We start from the raw sequence: 17,664 nt of genomic DNA on the forward strand, positions 1-17,664 counted from the left end.
ATGCCCCCCAGCAGCCAGTTTGGAACGCACCTTTGCCGCTCCAACACTCTCTGGAAACCGATCGTGACCGAGCCGGGCCTCTCTTCACGAATTTACCGCTTCATTGCCAGCGTTACGCCGTCGGCCAGCGGGAGGACGGTCAGGTCAATGCGCTCGTCCCCATGTAGCTTCTCGTTAAGTCTCCGGATGGCCTGAATGCTTTCATCATCGGGGGCCGGCTCGGTGACTTGTCCTCCGCGAAACATATTGTCAAGGGCAAGGACCCCACCGGGACGCAGCAACTGTAAGGACTGTTCATAGTAGGTATCGTACGACTCCTTGTCGGCGTCGATGAAGACAAAATCGAACGTTCCCGCCTGTCCGTTGTCCAGCAACTCCGACAGCGTCTCCTCAGCCGGCGCGATGCGCAGATCGATGCGCTCCTCCACTCCGGCCTCTCGCCAGTAGCGCCGCGCCACATCGGTATACTCCTCGCTGACATCACAGGCCACTAGCGTCCCATTCGGGGGCAGCACCTCGGCCACGGCGAGCGCACTGTAGCCAGTAAAGACCCCTATCTCCAGGGATCGCCGCGCGCCAATGAGCCGCACGAGAAACTGGAAGAACTGCGCCTGCTCCGGGGCAATCTGCATCTGTGACTCCGGATGCTCGGCCATGTCTTTCCGGAGTCGTGTCATTATCTCCGACTCGCGGAGGGAGACCGAAAGGAGGTACTCGTGGAGGTCGTCGGGAAGGCCAAGGGTTTTGCGAGACATGGCAAGCGAGGAAAGCTACGCAGGATCGAGAGTCTACAGGGATGTGCCCGAATGATGGGCTTCGGGGGACGCAAGCTACGAGTGGGGACGGGGTGGGTTCAAGCCCCGTTGCCACAACCAGCAGGGTCGTGGGATCTTCTCAAGGAGCGCTCCCTCTTCTTGCTGTACAGTCCCCCGACGCGTCACTGGCCCTGCGGAGTGCGTCCAATGACCTCGCCCCCCTTCAGTCCCGTGCCGATCCATCTCAGGAATGGGGAGAAGCCGAGATGCTCCATCCATCCGTCGCATCGACCACCGAAAAGCAATTCCCGAGGAAGCGCTCAATGACAGCGGCGTTCGTCTGCGTGTGCGTGGTGAGGGCCGTCGTGCGAAACTGTCCTCCGCCCAGCGCCAGCGGCAACAGCAGTTGATCGGCGAGATGCGGACCCACCGGCACCTCGGCATCCAGATACGACTCTGCCGCCTCCGCCACCCCCATCGCCACCTGTTCGGCGGGCAGCCCCTTTTCCCCAATACCGCTTATGACCTCGGTTACGTGCTGAAACGGCACCTCCAACAACAGGGCATTGCCCGCACTCAGGGACGACGGCGTGTCGATGCGCGTCTCCCCAATCTCAACCGACAGGGCTTCCTGCAACGTTGCGATTTCCCGTTCAGCGATGTGACGGGGCAGATTCGCAACAATGGCCCGAATCCGGAAGGGTCGTGAGGCCCCGCGCTCCGTGAGGGTAAGTGGCTCCAGCTCGCCCACTGGCTGCACGTCCACCGTGCAGCGGCCGCCCCCCTTCGGATAAAAGCCGGGACGGTCGAGTGTGGCGCGCAGTGTGGGTCCCATCCGCTCGACGATCGGAAGAAACGTAGCCGCGAAGAAGTCGAACGGGGGAGCAAAGCGGTTGTGGGTGCCGCCCGTAACGGTGACGCGGGATGAGCGGGGGGCTGTGAGAAGCGGGAGCAGGGCCGTCTGCAGTACGAGGATCGCACTGCCGGCCGTGCCGACGTCGAAGCGGTAGGTACCGGGCACGACCGTCGACGGCTCGAACGTGAGTGTTCGGGTGCCCTCTTGCACTTCCGAGACCGCGGCCTCTCCGATGGTCGCGGCAGCCTGTACGGCAGCCACGTGCTGTGGGCGCAGGCCAGGACGCGAGCGGTTGGTCCGAATATTCGTGAGACGGATGGACCGCTGTGTCGTGAGGGACAGGCTGAGAGCCGTTCGCACGATTTGCCCGCCCCCCTCTCCCATGGAACCGTCAATTTCAATCATACCCCTTCCTCTGCGCTACGCGGCAGCATGAACGGTGGAAAGCTCTTTGCTCTTCCCTTTGACCCGAAGAATGTAACAGGCCACGTTCCGTTCGAGCGTCGGAGTGCGCCCGGGAAGCAGATACACGTCCTTCTCGCCAAGCAGCGTCACCTGCAGCGTCACCGGCACGCCGTCCTCCTCCAGGTCGCTGAATCGATTCGAGAGATTTTGGTCGGTAAACCGGGCCTCCACCCGCGCCGAGCGGCCACTGACGTAAAGCTTACCGGTGGAGAACCCACGGAGGGGGCGCAGCGCCGATTCTTGATCGCGCTTGCGCCACTGAATGTTGGAGAGCATGTACTCGCCGTCGGAAAGGTCGGCCATAACAACTGCAGGTCTGCTTGTTGAGCAACAGATGGACGTTGATCTCTATTCATCATCGGGCGCCAGGTTCTATGTGAGGCGTCCCTCGTCGTATCCAGACTGATTTTTCAGTCCTCTTGTATTTTTGAGGCGAAACGCCTCCCTTGAAGGGATGGACTACACTTTCTGATACTGCTTGATCTCAATGGGCGCTTTTCTCGCAGCATGGTTTCGGGATCTCTCGCCCCTACTTCAATCACTCCTTGCCGGATGCTTCACGTGGGGCGTGACGGCCCTCGGAGCTTCCGTGGTGTTCGTGACTCGACAGGTAAACCGAAAGCTCCTCGACGCCATGATGGGGTTTGCCGCAGGCGTCATGATCGCAGCCAGTTTTTGGTCCCTCCTTGTCCCCTCCATCGAAATGGCCGAAGCACAGGGCGTCGCGGGGTGGATTCCTGCCGTGATCGGGTTCCTGGTTGGCGGGGTCTTCCTGCGCGTGGCCGATGCCCTCCTGCCCCACCTCCACCCAGGAGCCAAACTCTCGGAGGCAGAAGGGCTAGATACGTCTTGGCGCCGCGCCACGCTGCTCGTACTGGCCATCACGCTCCACAACATCCCCGAAGGGCTGGCCGTGGGCGTTACGTTCGGGGCCGCCGCCCTTCAGTTGGAGGTGGCCACAGGGGCCACGCTGGCCGCTGCAATTACGCTTGCCATAGGCATTGGACTTCAAAACTTCCCGGAGGGCATTGCCGTGTCTATGCCGTTGCGGGGAGAGGGCATCTCGCGAGGCCGCAGCTTCTGGTACGGCCAGCTGTCCGGGGTGGTAGAGCCACTCTCGGCCGTGGGCGGAGCCGCTGCCGTGCTCGCCGTCCGTCCCGCCCTTCCATATGCCCTGTCCTTCGCCGCCGGAGCCATGATCTACGTCGTGGTGGAGGAGCTCATCCCAGAGTCGCAGCGCCACGGAAACACAGACCTCGCCACGATGGGAGCCATGACGGGCTTTGCCGTCATGATGGTGATGGACGTCGCCCTCGGATGATGCTCCTCTCACAGCGGCCCGTCGATGGACCCTCTACCGCAAGAGAGTGGGGGGCAGCATCCACCGTAGCCGCCCCTCCCCAAACCGCACCTCCCGCCACGATGGGGCCTCAGTATCAATCCGAACACAAGTGCCGGGAGGAAGCGAGACATTGGCCGACCCTAGCAATTGGCTGACGGCCGTGCTCCAGGCCGGTTCGTGCCCCACCAGCAGTACGGCGCGACGCTCGTCCGATAGGGCTTGGATCTCTTCCAGCACATCGGCGGGCTGGGCCTGGTAGAGCGCATGGGAGGACCGAAGCGGCACCTCGACCTGCCACTGGCCCCGCTCGGATAGGGCTTCCGCCGTCTGACGCGCCCGTACGGCGGGAGAGGTGACAATCCCATCGGGCAACTGATCGGTCGCGGCCAGCAGTTGGCCCAATCGGCCTGCGTCGTGATAGCCCTCTTCTGTAAGGGGGCGGTCGCGATCATCGTCGTACGACCGGCCCGGCTCGGCATCGGCGTGTCGAAGTAAATAAAGTGTATTCATGACGGCGTGGATCCGATGGCAGTGTGAACGGAATGGTCGACGGGCGATACGAACACTGTTCTCAACCAAACGGACGGCTCGCCCGATCGTGGTGAAAAGAGAGCGAAGCAGAAGCACGTGCCGCCCGCAGTGCATATGTGTGAATAATGCGGGCCATCGTCGGCGGGGACTCTGCCGACCGCATGGCTCCCGTCCCACAGTCACTTCTTTCTGCACATGCCCCTTGTCTCATGTCGACTCCGTCACTCCCAAACGGCGTCATTGCTGCCAGCCTCACGCCCCTCGACACTGCAGGCCAACCGGACGGGGCGGCCCTCGCCTCGCACGTCCAAACGCTCTTAGACGAGGGCTGTGACGCCGCGCTTCTCTTCGGGACAACCGGCGAAGGCCTGTCTTTCACCGTAGAGGAGCGTCGGCGGGCGCTGGATGCCGTTCTGGACGCCGGGGTTTCGCCGCATCAGCTTCTCGTGGGCACCGGGGCGCTTCCGCTTCCCGACGCCGCAGAGCTCACGGCCCACGCAACCGAACACGGGGTGGGCGGGGTCCTGGTGCTGCCCCCCTTCCACTTTACCGACGTGACCGACGATGGGCTTGCCCGCACCTATGAAGGCCTCATCGACGCCGTCGGCAACGACGACCTTCGACTGTACTTCTACCATTACCCGGAGCTCACCCACGTCCCCATTCCGTTTCCCGTCATCGAGCGGCTGCGGGAACAGTATCCGGACCAGATTGCCGGCATCAAGGATTCGAGTGGCGAGTGGGACCACCAGGATGCCCTCTGCTCCTCCTTTCCGGACCTGCAGGTGTTTGCGGGCTCGGAGCGGCACCTGACCCCCCTGTTGCGGGCTGGGGGGGCGGGGTGTATCTCTGCCACCGTGAACGTCACGGCTCCGCTTGCTCAACAAGCCGTACGCGACTGGGAAAACGACGCACAGGTCGCCTCCGCTCAGTCAACGCTCACGGAACTCCGAACGCGCCTGTCGCAGTTTCCTACGATTCCTGCCATCAAGCAACTCCTCGCCTGGCGCCACGACGCCCCGGCCTGGACACAGGTGCGACCGCCCCTTGCTCCGCTGGACGAGGACGAAACCTCACGTCTGCAGTCCCTCCATGCATCGCTTTGGACGGAGGTCGAAGACGCACTCAACTAGGACCGCCCTCCGATGGTCGTGAGGTTACTGTCCCTCCGGCACGATCTCCCCCTCCGGCGTAATCCGCTCGCCCGGCTCCGGGGGGCGCGTCGGAAATCGGCTGATCGGGACGTTTTCGTTTCGGTCCTTGGGGGCGTAGTGCACGTGGTCCCCGTGGGGATACTCAACGTACGGCTGGTTGCGATAAGGATTAATTACGAACCACAGCAGGTAGGAAAAAAACGCTAGCAGTACCGCCGCCAGCCCCCACTTGCGAAAGGAGAAGCTAGACGAGGAGGTCGTCTCTGAGGATGCGTCCGAAGCCATAGAAACCGAAGGTTCAGCGAAAGAAGTAGGCTGCGTTTCATGAACGCCGCTTCCGGTTAATCGATTCCGATCCCACAGAGGCGCTCCTTCACATCGGTCCCGGCCCATCGGGAGAGAACGGATCCGGAGCGTTCCCTCTCTTCAGGACGCAACCGAGAATGAACGCTGAGATTACAGCTTCGGTAGCGTGATCCCTTCCTGGTGCTGGTACTTGCCCTTCTTGTCGGCGTACGAAATCTCCGGCGGTTCCCCCTGCAGGAAGACCACCTGCGCGATGCCCTCATTCGCGTACACTTTGGCAGGAAGCGGCGTGGCGTTGCTCACCTCAATCGTCACGTGCCCCTCCCACCCCGGCTCTAGCGGCGTTACGTTTACAATGATCCCCGACCGGGCGTAGGTCGACTTGCCGAGCACAATCGCCAATACGTCCGACGGCATTTCGAAGTACTCAATGGAGCGCCCCAGGACGTACGAATTGGGAGGAATGAGAATGTGGTCGTCGACCTCGTACTCCACCATGGCCCGCTCGTCGATCTCCTTCGGGTCGACCACGCTGTTATGGATGTTGGGCGTAAATACCCGAAATTCACCCGCCACCCGCATGTCGTAACCGAAGGAACTGAGGCCGTAACTTACCACGTCCTCTCGCACCTGCCCGTCCACGAACGGATCGATCATGTCGTGCTCGGTGGCGAGGGTGCGAATCTTGTGATCGGGCAGAATCATGGAATGCAATGCATACGGGTGTTCGGTTCAATGAACGATGGGAAGCTAGGGGGAAGGGCCCGGAAAGGTCAAGTCGCCGGTCGGAACGGAAGCACGGGAGCCACACACCCGAGCGCCCCAACCAGAGGTCCAACCACAGTCAAACAGCTTGAGCCCCAAATGGTCGTGTCCCCCTCTCTGGGCGCGTCATTCGGATTTGAAGCAGCACCGTCCCTCGCCTCGACCTCAGAATCCCCCCGTTGTTCTGATTCACATATCAGCCGGAGCTGTCTAGGTTTGACTGTCTTTTCAACGAAACGAACGGTTGACCGACCGTGCCGACGCCCCCTTCCCCCATTCATTTGTCTTGCCCATCCGCTAGCATGCGGGGAGCCTCTCGCCCATAATTAAACGCGAGATCCATGGCCGAGACGCCTGATTCAAAGCCCTCAAAATTCTGATGGTAGGTGGGATGCTCGTAGGAAAAGACGTCGACCGTGACCCCCTCGATCGTCGGGATGTCCTCCGATTCAGGAACGACGACCGTCTCTGCCCCCACCGCCTCCACCACCTCAGGAATTGTGCTCGGTGCGCCGTCAAGAGCTGACGCTCGCGTGAGCGACGTATCCAGGCCGAAGAGTTCTGCCTGCAACGCCACGGAGCGACAGGTGCAGTCGGCCAGATTCGACCATTCCTCGTCGAAGAACGGCCGGAAGTCATCTTCGTAGAACTCAAAATACATAGTCGTCCGGTAGTCGTACATAAACGACCGCCAGTGCTTCTCCCGCCAGCGTCCCCCCGTCTCAATGTCGATGGTGTGTAAACGGGCCCCATCGGGCTGGCCAAAGAGTGGAATCGTAATCCAGTGCGTTCCCTGTGCGTTTCGAAGTTTGCTACGGTTCTGAAATCTTTCCCGTCGGAACCGGAACGTGTCGGCGAGTACGAAGTGGTCCACGTGCTGAAGAAGAGCCGTATAGGCCAGGGGCGGAAAGTACTCGGGCGGTTGAACGGCAATCATGCCTTTGGGGAATCGTCCTTGGTATGACCGAGACGGGCAGTCCCGGCAATCAAACAGCGCAATCGTTTCGATTGTATCCGTACACCGGGCAACCGGTCCTCTTTCGGCCGGCCGCCGCGCGCAATTTAAACACATCTCGCACGCACTCGCTCACTGCCAATGTCTTCGACTGACGGGCATCGCCGGGACCTGCAAGACAACATCGACCTACTGTTTCAGTTCGGCTTCTGGCTGTTCGTGGGCTCGATTGGCTTCAGCGTTGCCGGCATGCTGTTGCTGAATCTGTTTCCCTCGACGATGTCCCTTTTCGGTCCCGTCTACACGAAACTCGTGAAGACGCCGACCTGGACGTTCATGACGATGCTTGCGATTCTGCCGGTGCTCATGTACGGCCCCACTTTGGGGTGGAAACGGCTCTGGGGATTTGTTGTGTGGGGATGTGCCGTCGGGGCTGCTGGGGAGCTGATTGGAACGACGGGACTCCTGACGGTCGGGGGCGTCTCCCTTCCGTTCGGCGAATATTACTACACGGAATGGCTGGGCCCGAAGATTGCCGGACACGTGCCATACTTTATCCCTCCGTCCTGGTTTGCGATGTCGATCGTGTCGCTCGACCTTGCCCGGCGCGTCACGCAGAAGCGCTGGTCGTCCCTCCTGCTGGGAACGATCTTTATGGTGCTGTGGGACGTGTCGCTCGACCCGGCCATGAATCAGGCCTTCCCGTTTTGGCAGTACGGCACCGACGGCTTCTACTTCGGCATGCCCCTCTCAAACTGGGGGGGCTGGTTCGGGGTCACCCTTGTCATCATGCTGGGATACGAATGGATGCGGGGCAACCGTGACATCCAAAACGACTGGGCTCCCTGGCTTTACGCGCTCAACTGCTTCTTCCCTCTGGCCATCTGCCTGCTTCGAGGCCTATACCTGGCGGCCCTCATCGGGACGCTGACGACGATTCTCCCGTTCCTGCTCCTCTGGGCAACGGATCCGACCTTCGTGCCCCGAACGCTCGCCGTCGCCCGCTCGTAACTCGCTTATCTGCTCGCTGGGTTCGCTTTCACCATGTCCACGGCCACGCTCGACACCCGCGCCGACGAAAACCAGTGGATCTGGGAATCCTTTCGGTACCACTCCCGCACCTTCTCCCTCGCAGCCCGGTTCCTCCCGCGGTCGGTGCAGATGCCGATCGCCACGCTCTACCTCTTCTGTCGCCGCGTCGACTCCATCGCGGACCAGCGGGTACTGGAGGTCGGGCCGGAGCGGGCGCTCGACGAGGTCGCCACGGTGCGCGACCGCCTCGACGAGACCCTTGCCGGCCATCCTCCCGACGACGAGGTACTGTGGCGCCGCCTGGCCGAGGTGCACGACCAGTACAATCTGCACCGAACGCCGCTAGAAGAACTCATCGAAGGAGCAGTATGGGACCTCCAAGATCGGCCCATTGAAACGAAGCAGGATCTGATCGACTACTCGAACCTGGTTGGGGGGAGTGTGGGGGCCATGATGCTCCCCTTCCTCAGCGACAATGGGCGGTTCGATACCCTCGAAACCGCTGCCCGCCAGCTTGGCATCGCCATGCAAATCACAAACATCGTCCGGGACGTCGGGGAGGACATTGACCATCTTGGGCGCGTCTACCTTCCGACCGAATGGCTAGAGAAGTATGACGTCTCCCGAAGGGCTCTGGCCGAGGGGCGGTGCGTTGAGGGGTATGCTTCGTTGCTGGAAGCCGCCATGACGGCCGCCGAGCAGCACTACCGCGATAGCTATGACGGCATCGCCGCTCTCCCCTTCCGCACTCGTGTGGGCATTCGGGCTGCCGCCCGCATGTATCGAGAAATCTTGAACGAGGTTCGCGCCAACGAATACGACAACCTCAACCATCGTGCATACGTCTCAATGAGTCGCAAGCTCCTGCTCGTGGCATACGACAACTACGACTGGCGCAAGGCCCGCCTCCGCACCTGATCCTGGACCCGGGACGCTAGGCGAACGGTTGTCCGCCGAGTCCTGCTCCCCCTCTTCCCCTTCAAGCGTTTCCGCTCCCGGCCTCCGCCCCCTTCCGCCAATCCGTCTGTACTGCCAACCCCGATGCTCCGAAGGGGCTCCGCCGCTCACGTCATTGTCTACTCACCTGCGCTTGTCCGCCCGTGGATCCCGTACGATGGCTCGTGGAGGCAATGCTCCAGTATGACCTCCGCCGTGCATTCCGACGCGTATACTGGGTAGGAACGTGGCCCCCACCCTTGCCCGAGGGGCCTCTCATTGCATATGCCAATCATCATCACTACTACGACGGCCACCTCGGCTGGCTGCTCTTCCAACACCACCTGAACCGCTCAGCTACCCTCTGGATGGCGGAGTGGGATCGGTTTCCGTTCTTCGGAGCCGTCGGCGCACAGCCCTTCCCCCCGGACGATTCGACCCGACGTGCCGCCACCCTCCGCCGCACTGCCCGCCGCTTCCGCGAGACCCCAAGCACTGTGCTCATCTACTATCCCGGAGGCGAGCTGCAGTCGCCGGACGAGGCAATCGCCCCGTTTGACCCGAATGTCCTGCAGCGCCTCGCCTCGTTGTATCCACAGGCCCAGTGGTTCCCGCTTGCGATTCACGTCACCTGGCGTGGGCACGCCCGTCCCACAGCCTTTTTGACCGGCGGCCCCGCCCACGACGCGGACGGCCAAGAGCACGACCGCCTCACAGCTCACTGGAATCGCCTCCACCGCACGGATCATTCGCCCCTCCACTGCCTTTCGGAAGGAGGCCGCAGTGCATCGGAACGATGGAGCTTCTCGTTCGCAACCCCGTTCTTCAAACGGTATCTTTGACTCCAGGCCCCGTCATGCTCCTTCTGCTGATTCTCGCCGTGTCGTTGAACGTCTCTTTTGCCGAACAGGTACAGCACGCCTACGCCCAGCAGGACGCCGAGGCCCTTCGCTCCCTACTCCGCCGTGCCGATTCCCGAGCGGACTCGCTGCTGTCCCGCTACCGCCTGTACCCGCTCACTGAAGACGCGTCCCTCCTGGACAACTTGCCAAAGCAGTTGAACGACGGATCGGCCCGCGAGCACGCGCTTTTGTCGGGACTCTGGTCGTACCGAGCCGGCGAGGCCTCCATCTTCAGCGCCGTCTCCTACGGGCGCCGCTCGGCGAACGTCCTCAAGACGGCAAAAAAACTTGATCCCGACGCCCCCTACGTTCTACTGATCGAAGGCCAATCTCTTCTCTTCCGGCCGGCCATCGCGGGGCGCGACGCCGATGCGGCCGCCGATCGATTTGATCGCCTTGCCCAGATGGTGGAGCACACTCCCTCCATCGGCATCACAACGACGGAAGCCCACGTGTGGGAGTGGCTGGCGTTGCGCGAAGCGGGACAAACGGAGGAAGCGGCCTCCCTCCACGATCGGCTCCTCTCCACCTCGCCGCCCCCGCTGTACCGACAATTCTTGGAGGATCCGCCGGAGGTGTAGTCCTCCTGCCAATTCACGTCAAGGACCGCATCTTGATTCTGTGCAACCTCTCTTTCCGGTCGTGTCGCAACGCTCGCCTCAACGTTCGTAGCAGGCCCATTTAGCACCGACCTGAATTGCTTCCCCTATGGGCCATCGTCCAGACTGCCCATAGGGGTGCCAGTACGTGTCGGGGGCATTTTCCCGAAGGGTATCGAGCGCCCCCTGAAACTTGCCTTTCGCCTCACCCGCCCCCGCCGTCTGCTGGACCGGCCCCACAGACAGAAACGCCGTGTCGTAGGTGTTGAGCGCCCGAAACGCCCCTTCAGACTCGTTCAGTGCTGCCCAGATGTTTTTCTCCATCACACCGAACCAGTCCATCAGAGCATCGGTCGCGCTGTCGACAGGCGTTCGGCCTGGCACACCCTCAACCGGGCCGTTCGCCTGCAACATTTCATAGAGCTCAGGATCATCGGCTCCGGTGCTCGTGGCGAAGATGCCGAGAAAGTAGTTCGTTCCGTTGAAGGAGGTGTGTCCGTGCCGGTTTGCTTCAAAGTGAACGTGCGCGAATTCCTCCGCATCTTCAGTCGCCGGGGCCGCGACCTTAATTGTCAGATTGCTCTCACTGGATCGCTCGTAGTCCATCTCCGCCCGTACCTTCTCGAATTTATTTGGCATTTTCTCACTATCCTGATTCTCCGGCAGACTGGAGAGATCCCCGTTGTAGCCGAGAACCCCGATCGCCTGCTCGGCCACGTCCTCGACCGTCTCGACCGGGCCGTCGAGTGTGGTGGCGTCTCCCTCGGCCGTAAACCGGGGCCGGATCGCCTCCAGCGCCCCCACCGGGTGGTAGTGCCTCACGGTGGAATCCTCCGGCAGCTCTACGGACAGGCCCGCCTCTGAGCGCGCCGTCCGTGCCTCCTCCCACCACTGCAACTGCTTCATCGCCGCCCGCCCGTCGGCCTCGTACCCCTTCTCGTCGGCCATCACCGTCTCGACATCCTTCACGCCCCACTCGCTCGTAAACTTGGCTGCAATCCGGCGGCTCCACGGCCCCTCCATGATGAAAAACGGGCTCCTCGACGGCGGATCCGTCCCACCTCCAGGTGGACTGCTGGAGCGTGTCGTCCCCCGAACGGGCCACCTGGCCGGCCGAGTCGAGAGAACTGGCTGTTTTGTCGAGGTGTGTCTCGTCGCCGACCACGAGGAAGTCGGACGTAAGCGAAAGGGATACTTCTGTAAGCTGCATAAGTCCGGGCTGGAACGTGCGCGGCTCGACGCAGAGGCGGACCTCTTCGAGTGCCACTTCTTCACTGATATCCAGCAGGACCTGGACCCGCGGACGGGCGATGATCTCAAACAGGTCGTTGAGTTCGGTCGTGAGACGCTTGGATCCGAATTCACCCTTTGGCAGGTAGCCGGAGTAGCTGTCTTTCGCCCACACGCAGCCCTTGAACCATTCCTCCAGCTTGGTGTCGGCGCGCTACTATGAGCTGTCTGTTCAGGAGTCGTTTTTCTCATCAAGAAAATCTCTGAGCCACGGGGGCATTTCCTCCGTCTTCTTCGCGTTCTGGAGGGCCTTTGCGACCTTTCCGTCCTTCATCTTCTCGTACTGCTCGACGATCTGCTTTCGGGTGCGGCGGTAGCGGTTGTAGCGCTCCTTCATCTCTTCGAGCCGCTGGAGCTCCTCGACCGGCGGGCTCTCCCCGCGCGCTCGGAACTCTTCGTTCACCTCTTCCCGGGCCTCGATCCGTTCGTTCAGGTCTGTCATCATCTCGGTGTACTTCCGGTAGAGCTGCTTTTTGTTATCCTCGGCCCAGTCGGCGAAGGTCGTGCCCTCCCCATAGACGATGTTCTCCTCCGAGAGGTCGAAGCGGCGACGGGCAAACTGGATCCGGTCCCAGAGATCGCGGGGCTTTAGATTTTGCTCCTCGGCGTAGTTGGCCTCGATGCGGTTCAAGATGCGGCGGTGCCGGTAATAGAAAAACGCGGCCAGCGGGCCGCCGATGAGAGCGGTCGCCATCAGTCCCTTTCCGATAAGCGGCTCGGTGAGGGTGGCCCACACCGGATCTCCGTACCACCAGATGCAGCCCGCAAACAACGACATCCCGAGCAGGTGATAGGCACCCGCCGCGGTAATGAGCACATGCACTGGGTTCAAGTAAAGAGTCTTCAAGAGGCCCCAATCGACCTCCTTGTCTACAGACAGCACCGGGTCGACCGCCTCGGGGTTCTCCCGGCAGTCGATCTGGCGGCAGAGAAGGGGGTAGTAGTATTTGTCCCGCGTGCCCCAGAGCGCAGAGCGGTTCAGATCGATGTCCGGATTGGGAAAAACGTACGCCAGGGCGCTGGTGTGGAGATGCTGAAGGAGGTAGCGGCGCCAATGAGGAAGCATCTGAACCCGGGCGCCGATGCGGAAAAGCGTCCGTCCGCCTTGTCCGTTGATCATAGATCTGTACTTCCCACGAATCTCGGTGAGGGGATCATCGGTGCGAAGACGACTCGCGTCAACTCCGGCCTGGAACGGGTCGTACCAGAATTTGAGCCCTTCAATCAGAGATAAAACACAGAAGAGTGCCAGCAGCAAAAAAGCGGCAAAGAGTAGATCTCCTCTTGAAATGTCGGTATGAATGAAGTGAACGACGTACCAACCTGGATTGGCTAACGCCACAAGGAGTGTTGGAAGCACCCACCCGATCTTCAGTCGAATCCACCACGCCAGGTGCCGGAGGTACGTCAGTTCATTTCCCGTTGGTGGGCGCGGCGCCATCTTCCCCTCGAAGTCGCTCTGCCTATGCTCGTAGGTCGGGTACTCGTGACCGGGTCCCTTTTCCCCGTGGTCCCGGACCTCCTCGTGATCGAATGTATATCCGTCGTCCGATTCCATGTCTTCAGTCTTTTAACCGTTGAAAACTGAACGCGCATGAAGGAGAGAAGGCTATGAGTATACGGGGGCCAGAACACCGGCCGATTTATGAGGCGCTGAGGAATCAGCCGCCACGCCCGGGCTCCCTTCGTACTCAAACTCCGGCTGGAGGTCGGCCGACTTCGCGGCCCGGTAGTCGATCCGGAGGGTCACGCTCGCTTCTACCGAGTCGAAGTCCCTTGTGGGTCGGACGGTCTGGTCGTGAGCCACCTCCGTAGCATCGGCAACGGCCGAGCCGTCCCAGGTCCAGCTGGCAGAAAGGAGGGTACCGTCGTCTTTTCGCATCATCTGGTCGGCGGAGTCGAGAGAAGTGGCTGTTTTGTCGAGGTGCGTCTCGTCGCCGACCACGAGGAAGTCGGACGTAAGCGAAAGGGATACTTCCGTAAGCTGCATAAGTCCGGGCTGGAACGTGCGCGGCTCGACACGGAGGCGGACCTCTTCGAGGCTCATTTCTTCACTGATATCCAGCAGGACCTGCACCCGGGGGCGGGCGATGATCTCAAACAGGTCGTTGAGTTCGGTCGTGAGACGCTTGGAGCCGAATTCACCCTTCGGCAAGTATCCGGAATACCCTTTCTTGGACCAAACGGAATTCTTGAACCACTCCTCCAGTTCGGTGTCACTGAAGACCGCCACTACGAGCTGTCCGGTCAAAATCAACCCCAGGCCGATCGCGCCGCCCCTGAATCCCGATTTTGGTATCAAAAGACCTGCCCCAATTGCTGAGGTCGAGTGGCCAACTGTGGCCCCGATATCTGAGTCTTTTTCGAAGGCGAGCTCCTCTACAGCATGACCTACAAAATAGAGGGCCTCAACGTACGCAACTCTCCTATGTAAATCATATAGATCGTCTTTCACCGCCGTCGACACTCCGGACAGGTGCCGAATGCTGGCAACGGCCTCCGCGGTCCCGATTCCGATCTGGGAGAGTTGGTCGATCGAGGCGCCCCGCCGGGCCGCGTCTCGGTAGGCATTGGCCAGGAAGAAGAGGTGCAGGCCGTCGATGGCCAGGGCGATGCGACCCACCCGTCGCCGACCGGCCTTGTAAAGGTCGGCCGTCCGCCGGTGCTCGGTACTCTCGTCCATCTTCTCGCCGTATTGCTGAAGCCCGGCCTCGCGTCCCGTCAGGGCCTGCTGGGCCTCTTTCCCGGCCTGCACGCGCTTCCCCTTCAACTCGAAGAGCGTCTCGGCCTTCTTCCCCGCCCCCACCTGCTGGTGAACGTACTGGGCCACCGCCCCGACGGCGCTTCGGGTCGTTCGAATCAGATCGTCGAGGGTGCGGGTGCCGGTCGACGGCGCCGGCCCCGTCACTTTCCCGCTCGGGCTGAGGCCGAGCTTGCTGGTGAGGAGGCGCACGTACCGCTGGCCCTTTTGCCAGGCGGCGAGCCGGCTCCGGGTCGATTCGATCTCGTCGGTCAGGTCGTCGATCTTCGACGCTTTGTTCTGGAAGGTCTCGTGGGCCTGGGCCGCCTTTTCGGCGTGTGTGGCCGCGACGTCCTCCTTCTTGATCGCCGAGCCGGCTTCGGACTTTGCCTCCTGTTCCAGCGCATTGGCCGCTACGCCCGCCAGACGCCGGATGGTGCTAAGGTCGTAGGGCACCCGGTCGTACCAGGTCTTCTCGCCCTGCTTGTCGATGCCGCGCTTCGGGTCGGCGTCCACGTACTGCCCGAGCTGTTCGGCCAGGTAGTGCCGCCCGGCCTGCGAGTACTCGGCGTCCGCCAGCAGCCGCTCCTCGATGCCGAGTCGGTCGACGAACGTCTCGAAGTCTTCGTCGGAGAGGGCCTCGGCCCCGCCGGCCTCTTCCACAAACGCCGTCAGGTCCTCCCGCGCCTGCCGGTAGGCCGGAAGGTCCATCATGAAGTCGTACAGCGTGTCTCCCAGCCGCTCGACCGTATCCTGCAGGTCGCTCTTCTCGGCGCTCCAGTCCTCCAGAGTCGATTCCAGACGCTGCTTGTCCAGGAAGTCCCATACGGTTGGATCGTCGACCACGCCCTCGACGGCCCGTGCCGCCTGGGTGATCATCGACTCCTGGGCTCGGTCCTCGAACCGCTGGGCGGCCCGGTAGGTGAGGCTCGCATGGTGGTGTTCGAGACTGGTGCCGGCCTGGAAGGCCTTCAACCGCTCGACGGCGTGGCGGTAGGCGCTCCCGGCTGCCCGGACGAACTGCACCGGTTGCGGCACCGAGACCTGCAGGAGGTCCTCCGACGGCTTGGCCTCAAAGTAGCCGATTTCGTAGGCCCCACCGGTTTTGATCGTCTCCAGCGCGTCGGCATCGATCGTTTCGCAACGCAGCGCCGCCAGCGGATAGATGTCCTCGGCGTGGGGATCGTCGTCTCGTCGATAGGCGCCGAGGCGCTCGTAGGAGAGCTGGCAGGGAGAAAGCATGACGTGCACCTTCGTGCAGCTCTCGGTTGCCGGGAAGCAAAGGTAGGGCTGTCCGCCTGCTGTCTTCGCGTCGAGCGAGGGAGAACGCTCGTCTTTGCCCGTCCACCGCGACGGATCCGACCAGTCGACGCGCTTGAGGGTGCCCTCGCCGGTGGCCTTTGCCTCGATCATCGGCGACATGGGCGGATCCTCTCCCGGGTGCTCCGGAAAGACGTACACCCAAGTGCCCTCCTGCAGTGGCTCCGTACTCGTGTCGAGCACGCCGGTCTCGTGGTTGGCCGTCATGACGGTCTGCTGTGGCGCGATTCGCCACAGGGACGCTTCGTTTGGGTCGGGACCGGTGGTCCCGTGGAGCGGGTTCTCGCGGCTCGACCCCGGGAGGTCGGGAAAGAAGTACTTGATGGGGCCGGGCGGAACGTCCGAAAGTTCAGCGGACCCGTCCGCGTCGGTCACGGCCGGCTGTACCATGTTCGGTCGGTTGATGTCTGCATTGAGAAGCAAAACCTGTTCGAGATCGCTCCGAAAGACCTTTCCGATGTGAGAGTCGACTGCCTGCTCTTTCCCCATCAACCGTGACGTTCAGGGCCACCGACTCGTCTCGAATATTCGGCAGCCGTTGAAATTCTTCTCATAGCATCGGCTCGCGAAATTCCGGGTCCTTATAGGCCTTCGCGAACCGGTAGGGCCCCTTGAGCTCATTTCGAAACCGCTCCTTCTAGTCGGGGGCGCTTAGCACCGTGTCCCCGATCTGCCTTCGGGACTCCGAACTGCATCTCACCGTCGCCAACTGACAACTGGTTTCCAACGTGTCGCTGAAACACCTCCTCAAACGTTTCACGCTCGTCCTCGTCCAGTATCGCCTCGCCTTCCCAACAACCCTCTGAGCGAGGGGCTCCGCAGAGAAGCGTTGTTCCGCGCAGGAGGAGAGACGGATTGTTAGTAAGTTCCGGGCACGTGATGGAGATTCCGCTTGTCCGTCTCGGTTGTGTCGATGACGTGGCGCCCGATCCATTTGTGGAAGTTGCTCCTGCGGTTGAGCCTCGTTGGAAGCGTCTCGGAGTCTGGAATGTCTCGTGCCTCTATCTTCATGATGCCCGGCTCCGGAATCGACACGTCCACCTGGACATACCCGATCGACTCTCCGTCTTCAAACATCTCGAATCGCACCGGGGCGCGGGCGGCGTACTGGATGCCGCGCTCCTGATCGTAGGTGAAAATGCGGCCCCACCATGTGACCTCCGTGCTGTCTGAGTTTGACCTAACGGATTCGAGCCAGATGTAGCGGGTGTCTGTGCCCGACACTTCTACCTCCCACATCCCACGCACCGAAACGTATCCTTCATAAAACAGGGAGTCTCCGACTTCTCCCACCAAGTATTCATCTTCGAAATACGTGTCTCCTCTATCCTCAAACGGAGAAACCATCTCAACCAGGTAAATCAGCGCCTCATCGCTGAGACGCAAGGTATCTCCGGTCGGACGCACGTATTTCGGGAGTCGGGTGGAGTCTGTACGAAGATCATTTGCAATAGCCCATCGACAGGTAAGCTCGTGGAGGGAAGAGATCTTATCTTCCGTTTTCTCGCTACTGTCTCCGGTCTCTTCCTCACTGTTTTGGGAAGTCGTGCGTGTCTCACAGGGCCTCACCGGAATCGGGTGCGTGGTGTCGGAACGAACGGTTGTTTTCTCCGTCGATCGAATCAGGAATCGCGGCGATTCCTCGCTTCCGGCGTCGTCGGACATACTCACTCCGGAAAGAAGAAGCGCTCCCGAAAGGAGGAAGGCTCTAGAGGC

At 61.5% G+C, this 17,664-nt stretch carries 18 protein-coding genes; 7 read left to right on the top strand and 11 right to left on the bottom strand.

The window, feature by feature from the left end; all coding sequences use genetic code 11:
• Window positions 1–92 precede the first annotated feature (92 nt).
• The 3 genes from BSZ35_RS04355 to BSZ35_RS04365 form a co-directional block, all read right to left on the bottom strand.
• Window positions 93–755: a class I SAM-dependent methyltransferase gene (locus tag BSZ35_RS04355; RefSeq protein WP_105011299.1), complete on the bottom strand. Its 663-nt coding sequence runs from the start codon at window positions 753–755 to the stop codon at window positions 93–95.
• Window positions 756–999: 244 nt separating this feature from the next.
• The gene (gene rtcA / locus BSZ35_RS04360; protein WP_105011300.1) at window positions 1,000–2,016 is read right to left on the bottom strand and encodes an RNA 3'-terminal phosphate cyclase; all 1,017 of its coding nucleotides are present in this window, start codon (window positions 2,014–2,016) and stop codon (window positions 1,000–1,002) included.
• 15 nt (window positions 2,017–2,031) lie between these two features.
• Complete coding sequence (locus tag BSZ35_RS04365) at window positions 2,032–2,379, bottom strand: hypothetical protein (RefSeq protein ID WP_105011301.1); 348 nt, start codon at window positions 2,377–2,379, stop codon at window positions 2,032–2,034.
• Window positions 2,380–2,563: 184 nt separating this feature from the next.
• Here BSZ35_RS04365 and BSZ35_RS04370 point away from each other — a divergent pair, with 184 nt between their 5' ends.
• Window positions 2,564–3,397 (top strand): ZIP family metal transporter, encoded by an 834-nt coding sequence (locus BSZ35_RS04370; protein ID WP_105011302.1) that lies wholly within the window; start codon window positions 2,564–2,566, stop codon window positions 3,395–3,397.
• Window positions 3,398–3,430: 33 nt separating this feature from the next.
• On the opposite strand, the gene BSZ35_RS04375 is transcribed toward BSZ35_RS04370, so the two are convergent.
• A complete protein-coding gene (locus BSZ35_RS04375; RefSeq protein WP_181149178.1) occupies window positions 3,431–3,928 on the bottom strand; it encodes a histidine phosphatase family protein in 498 nt (165 codons plus the stop codon).
• Window positions 3,929–4,158: 230 nt separating this feature from the next.
• Here BSZ35_RS04375 and BSZ35_RS04380 point away from each other — a divergent pair, with 230 nt between their 5' ends.
• The gene (locus tag BSZ35_RS04380; RefSeq protein ID WP_105011304.1) at window positions 4,159–5,082 is read left to right on the top strand and encodes a dihydrodipicolinate synthase family protein; all 924 of its coding nucleotides are present in this window, start codon (window positions 4,159–4,161) and stop codon (window positions 5,080–5,082) included.
• A gap of 24 nt (window positions 5,083–5,106) precedes the next feature.
• Here BSZ35_RS04380 and BSZ35_RS04385 read toward each other — a convergent pair whose 3' ends face one another.
• From BSZ35_RS04385 to BSZ35_RS04395, 3 genes are all read right to left on the bottom strand, one after another.
• Window positions 5,107–5,388 carry a hypothetical protein gene (locus BSZ35_RS04385; protein WP_105011305.1) on the bottom strand — a complete coding sequence of 94 codons (282 nt, stop codon included), beginning with the start codon at window positions 5,386–5,388 and terminating at the stop codon, window positions 5,107–5,109.
• A gap of 171 nt (window positions 5,389–5,559) precedes the next feature.
• Window positions 5,560–6,114, bottom strand: a complete 555-nt coding sequence (gene dcd / locus BSZ35_RS04390; RefSeq protein ID WP_105011306.1) for a dCTP deaminase — start codon at window positions 6,112–6,114, stop codon at window positions 5,560–5,562.
• A 337-nt stretch (window positions 6,115–6,451) separates the two neighbouring features.
• Window positions 6,452–7,111, bottom strand: coding sequence for a WbqC family protein (locus BSZ35_RS04395; RefSeq protein ID WP_258096069.1), 660 nt, complete (start codon window positions 7,109–7,111; stop codon window positions 6,452–6,454).
• Window positions 7,112–7,270: 159 nt separating this feature from the next.
• On the opposite strand from BSZ35_RS04395, the gene cruF reads away from it, so the two are divergent.
• The 4 genes from cruF to BSZ35_RS04415 all read left to right on the top strand — a co-directional run bounded on the left by cruF (window position 7,271) and on the right by BSZ35_RS04415 (window position 10,580).
• On the top strand, window positions 7,271–8,140 hold the full coding sequence (cruF, locus tag BSZ35_RS04400) for a bisanhydrobacterioruberin hydratase CruF (RefSeq protein ID WP_105011308.1): 870 nt from the start codon (window positions 7,271–7,273) through the stop codon (window positions 8,138–8,140).
• A gap of 33 nt (window positions 8,141–8,173) precedes the next feature.
• A complete protein-coding gene (locus BSZ35_RS04405; protein WP_105011309.1) occupies window positions 8,174–9,079 on the top strand; it encodes a phytoene/squalene synthase family protein in 906 nt (301 codons plus the stop codon).
• Window positions 9,080–9,261: 182 nt separating this feature from the next.
• On the top strand, window positions 9,262–9,939 hold the full coding sequence (locus BSZ35_RS04410; RefSeq protein ID WP_105011310.1) for an acyltransferase: 678 nt from the start codon (window positions 9,262–9,264) through the stop codon (window positions 9,937–9,939).
• A gap of 14 nt (window positions 9,940–9,953) precedes the next feature.
• The gene (locus BSZ35_RS04415; protein ID WP_105011311.1) at window positions 9,954–10,580 is read left to right on the top strand and encodes a hypothetical protein; all 627 of its coding nucleotides are present in this window, start codon (window positions 9,954–9,956) and stop codon (window positions 10,578–10,580) included.
• A 78-nt stretch (window positions 10,581–10,658) separates the two neighbouring features.
• Here BSZ35_RS04415 and BSZ35_RS04420 read toward each other — a convergent pair whose 3' ends face one another.
• On the bottom strand, window positions 10,659–11,621 hold the full coding sequence (locus tag BSZ35_RS04420) for a hypothetical protein (RefSeq protein ID WP_105011312.1): 963 nt from the start codon (window positions 11,619–11,621) through the stop codon (window positions 10,659–10,661).
• Between BSZ35_RS04420 and BSZ35_RS04425 the strand changes: the two genes are divergently transcribed.
• Window positions 11,620–12,051: a hypothetical protein gene (locus BSZ35_RS04425; RefSeq protein ID WP_105011313.1), complete on the top strand. Its 432-nt coding sequence runs from the start codon at window positions 11,620–11,622 to the stop codon at window positions 12,049–12,051. The two genes, BSZ35_RS04420 and BSZ35_RS04425, sit on opposite strands and share 2 nt — an antisense overlap.
• 9 nt (window positions 12,052–12,060) lie before the next feature.
• Here the strand turns inward: BSZ35_RS04425 and BSZ35_RS04430 are convergent, their stop codons facing one another.
• The 3 genes from BSZ35_RS04430 to BSZ35_RS04440 all read right to left on the bottom strand — a co-directional run bounded on the left by BSZ35_RS04430 (window position 12,061) and on the right by BSZ35_RS04440 (window position 17,613).
• Entirely contained in the window at window positions 12,061–13,446 is a 1,386-nt protein-coding gene (locus tag BSZ35_RS04430) for a hypothetical protein (RefSeq protein ID WP_105011314.1), read from the bottom strand.
• Window positions 13,447–13,497: 51 nt separating this feature from the next.
• The gene (locus tag BSZ35_RS04435) at window positions 13,498–16,437 is read right to left on the bottom strand and encodes a hypothetical protein (RefSeq protein ID WP_105011315.1); all 2,940 of its coding nucleotides are present in this window, start codon (window positions 16,435–16,437) and stop codon (window positions 13,498–13,500) included.
• A gap of 369 nt (window positions 16,438–16,806) precedes the next feature.
• Entirely contained in the window at window positions 16,807–17,613 is an 807-nt protein-coding gene (locus BSZ35_RS04440) for a hypothetical protein (protein ID WP_105011316.1), read from the bottom strand.
• Window positions 17,614–17,664: the final 51 nt, after the last annotated feature.

This window comes from Salinibacter sp. 10B (genome assembly GCF_002954405.1).
Lineage (GTDB): Bacteria > Bacteroidota > Rhodothermia > Rhodothermales > Salinibacteraceae > Salinibacter.

Excerpts from the sequence above, each read along its gene's own strand:
- cruF (WP_105011308.1), top strand. The coding sequence starts at position 7,271 with ATGTCTTCGACTGACGGGCATCGCCGGGACCTGCAAGACAACATCGAC.
- BSZ35_RS04395 (WP_258096069.1), bottom strand. The coding sequence starts at position 7,111 with ATGATTGCCGTTCAACCGCCCGAGTACTTTCCGCCCCTGGCCTATACG.
- BSZ35_RS04365 (WP_105011301.1), bottom strand. The coding sequence starts at position 2,379 with ATGGCCGACCTTTCCGACGGCGAGTACATGCTCTCCAACATTCAGTGG.
- BSZ35_RS04380 (WP_105011304.1), top strand. The coding sequence starts at position 4,159 with ATGTCGACTCCGTCACTCCCAAACGGCGTCATTGCTGCCAGCCTCACG.
- BSZ35_RS04385 (WP_105011305.1), bottom strand. The coding sequence starts at position 5,388 with ATGGCTTCGGACGCATCCTCAGAGACGACCTCCTCGTCTAGCTTCTCC.
- BSZ35_RS04420 (WP_105011312.1), bottom strand. The coding sequence starts at position 11,621 with ATGGAGGGGCCGTGGAGCCGCCGGATTGCAGCCAAGTTTACGAGCGAG.
- dcd (WP_105011306.1), bottom strand. The coding sequence starts at position 6,114 with ATGATTCTGCCCGATCACAAGATTCGCACCCTCGCCACCGAGCACGAC.
- BSZ35_RS04370 (WP_105011302.1), top strand. The coding sequence starts at position 2,564 with ATGGGCGCTTTTCTCGCAGCATGGTTTCGGGATCTCTCGCCCCTACTT.
- BSZ35_RS04435 (WP_105011315.1), bottom strand. The coding sequence starts at position 16,437 with ATGGGGAAAGAGCAGGCAGTCGACTCTCACATCGGAAAGGTCTTTCGG.
- BSZ35_RS04415 (WP_105011311.1), top strand. The coding sequence starts at position 9,954 with ATGCTCCTTCTGCTGATTCTCGCCGTGTCGTTGAACGTCTCTTTTGCC.
- BSZ35_RS04405 (WP_105011309.1), top strand. The coding sequence starts at position 8,174 with ATGTCCACGGCCACGCTCGACACCCGCGCCGACGAAAACCAGTGGATC.
- BSZ35_RS04425 (WP_105011313.1), top strand. The coding sequence starts at position 11,620 with ATGATGAAAAACGGGCTCCTCGACGGCGGATCCGTCCCACCTCCAGGT.
- BSZ35_RS04440 (WP_105011316.1), bottom strand. The coding sequence starts at position 17,613 with ATGTCCGACGACGCCGGAAGCGAGGAATCGCCGCGATTCCTGATTCGA.
- rtcA (WP_105011300.1), bottom strand. The coding sequence starts at position 2,016 with ATGATTGAAATTGACGGTTCCATGGGAGAGGGGGGCGGGCAAATCGTG.
- BSZ35_RS04430 (WP_105011314.1), bottom strand. The coding sequence starts at position 13,446 with ATGGAATCGGACGACGGATATACATTCGATCACGAGGAGGTCCGGGAC.
- BSZ35_RS04375 (WP_181149178.1), bottom strand. The coding sequence starts at position 3,928 with ATGAATACACTTTATTTACTTCGACACGCCGATGCCGAGCCGGGCCGG.
- BSZ35_RS04355 (WP_105011299.1), bottom strand. The coding sequence starts at position 755 with ATGTCTCGCAAAACCCTTGGCCTTCCCGACGACCTCCACGAGTACCTC.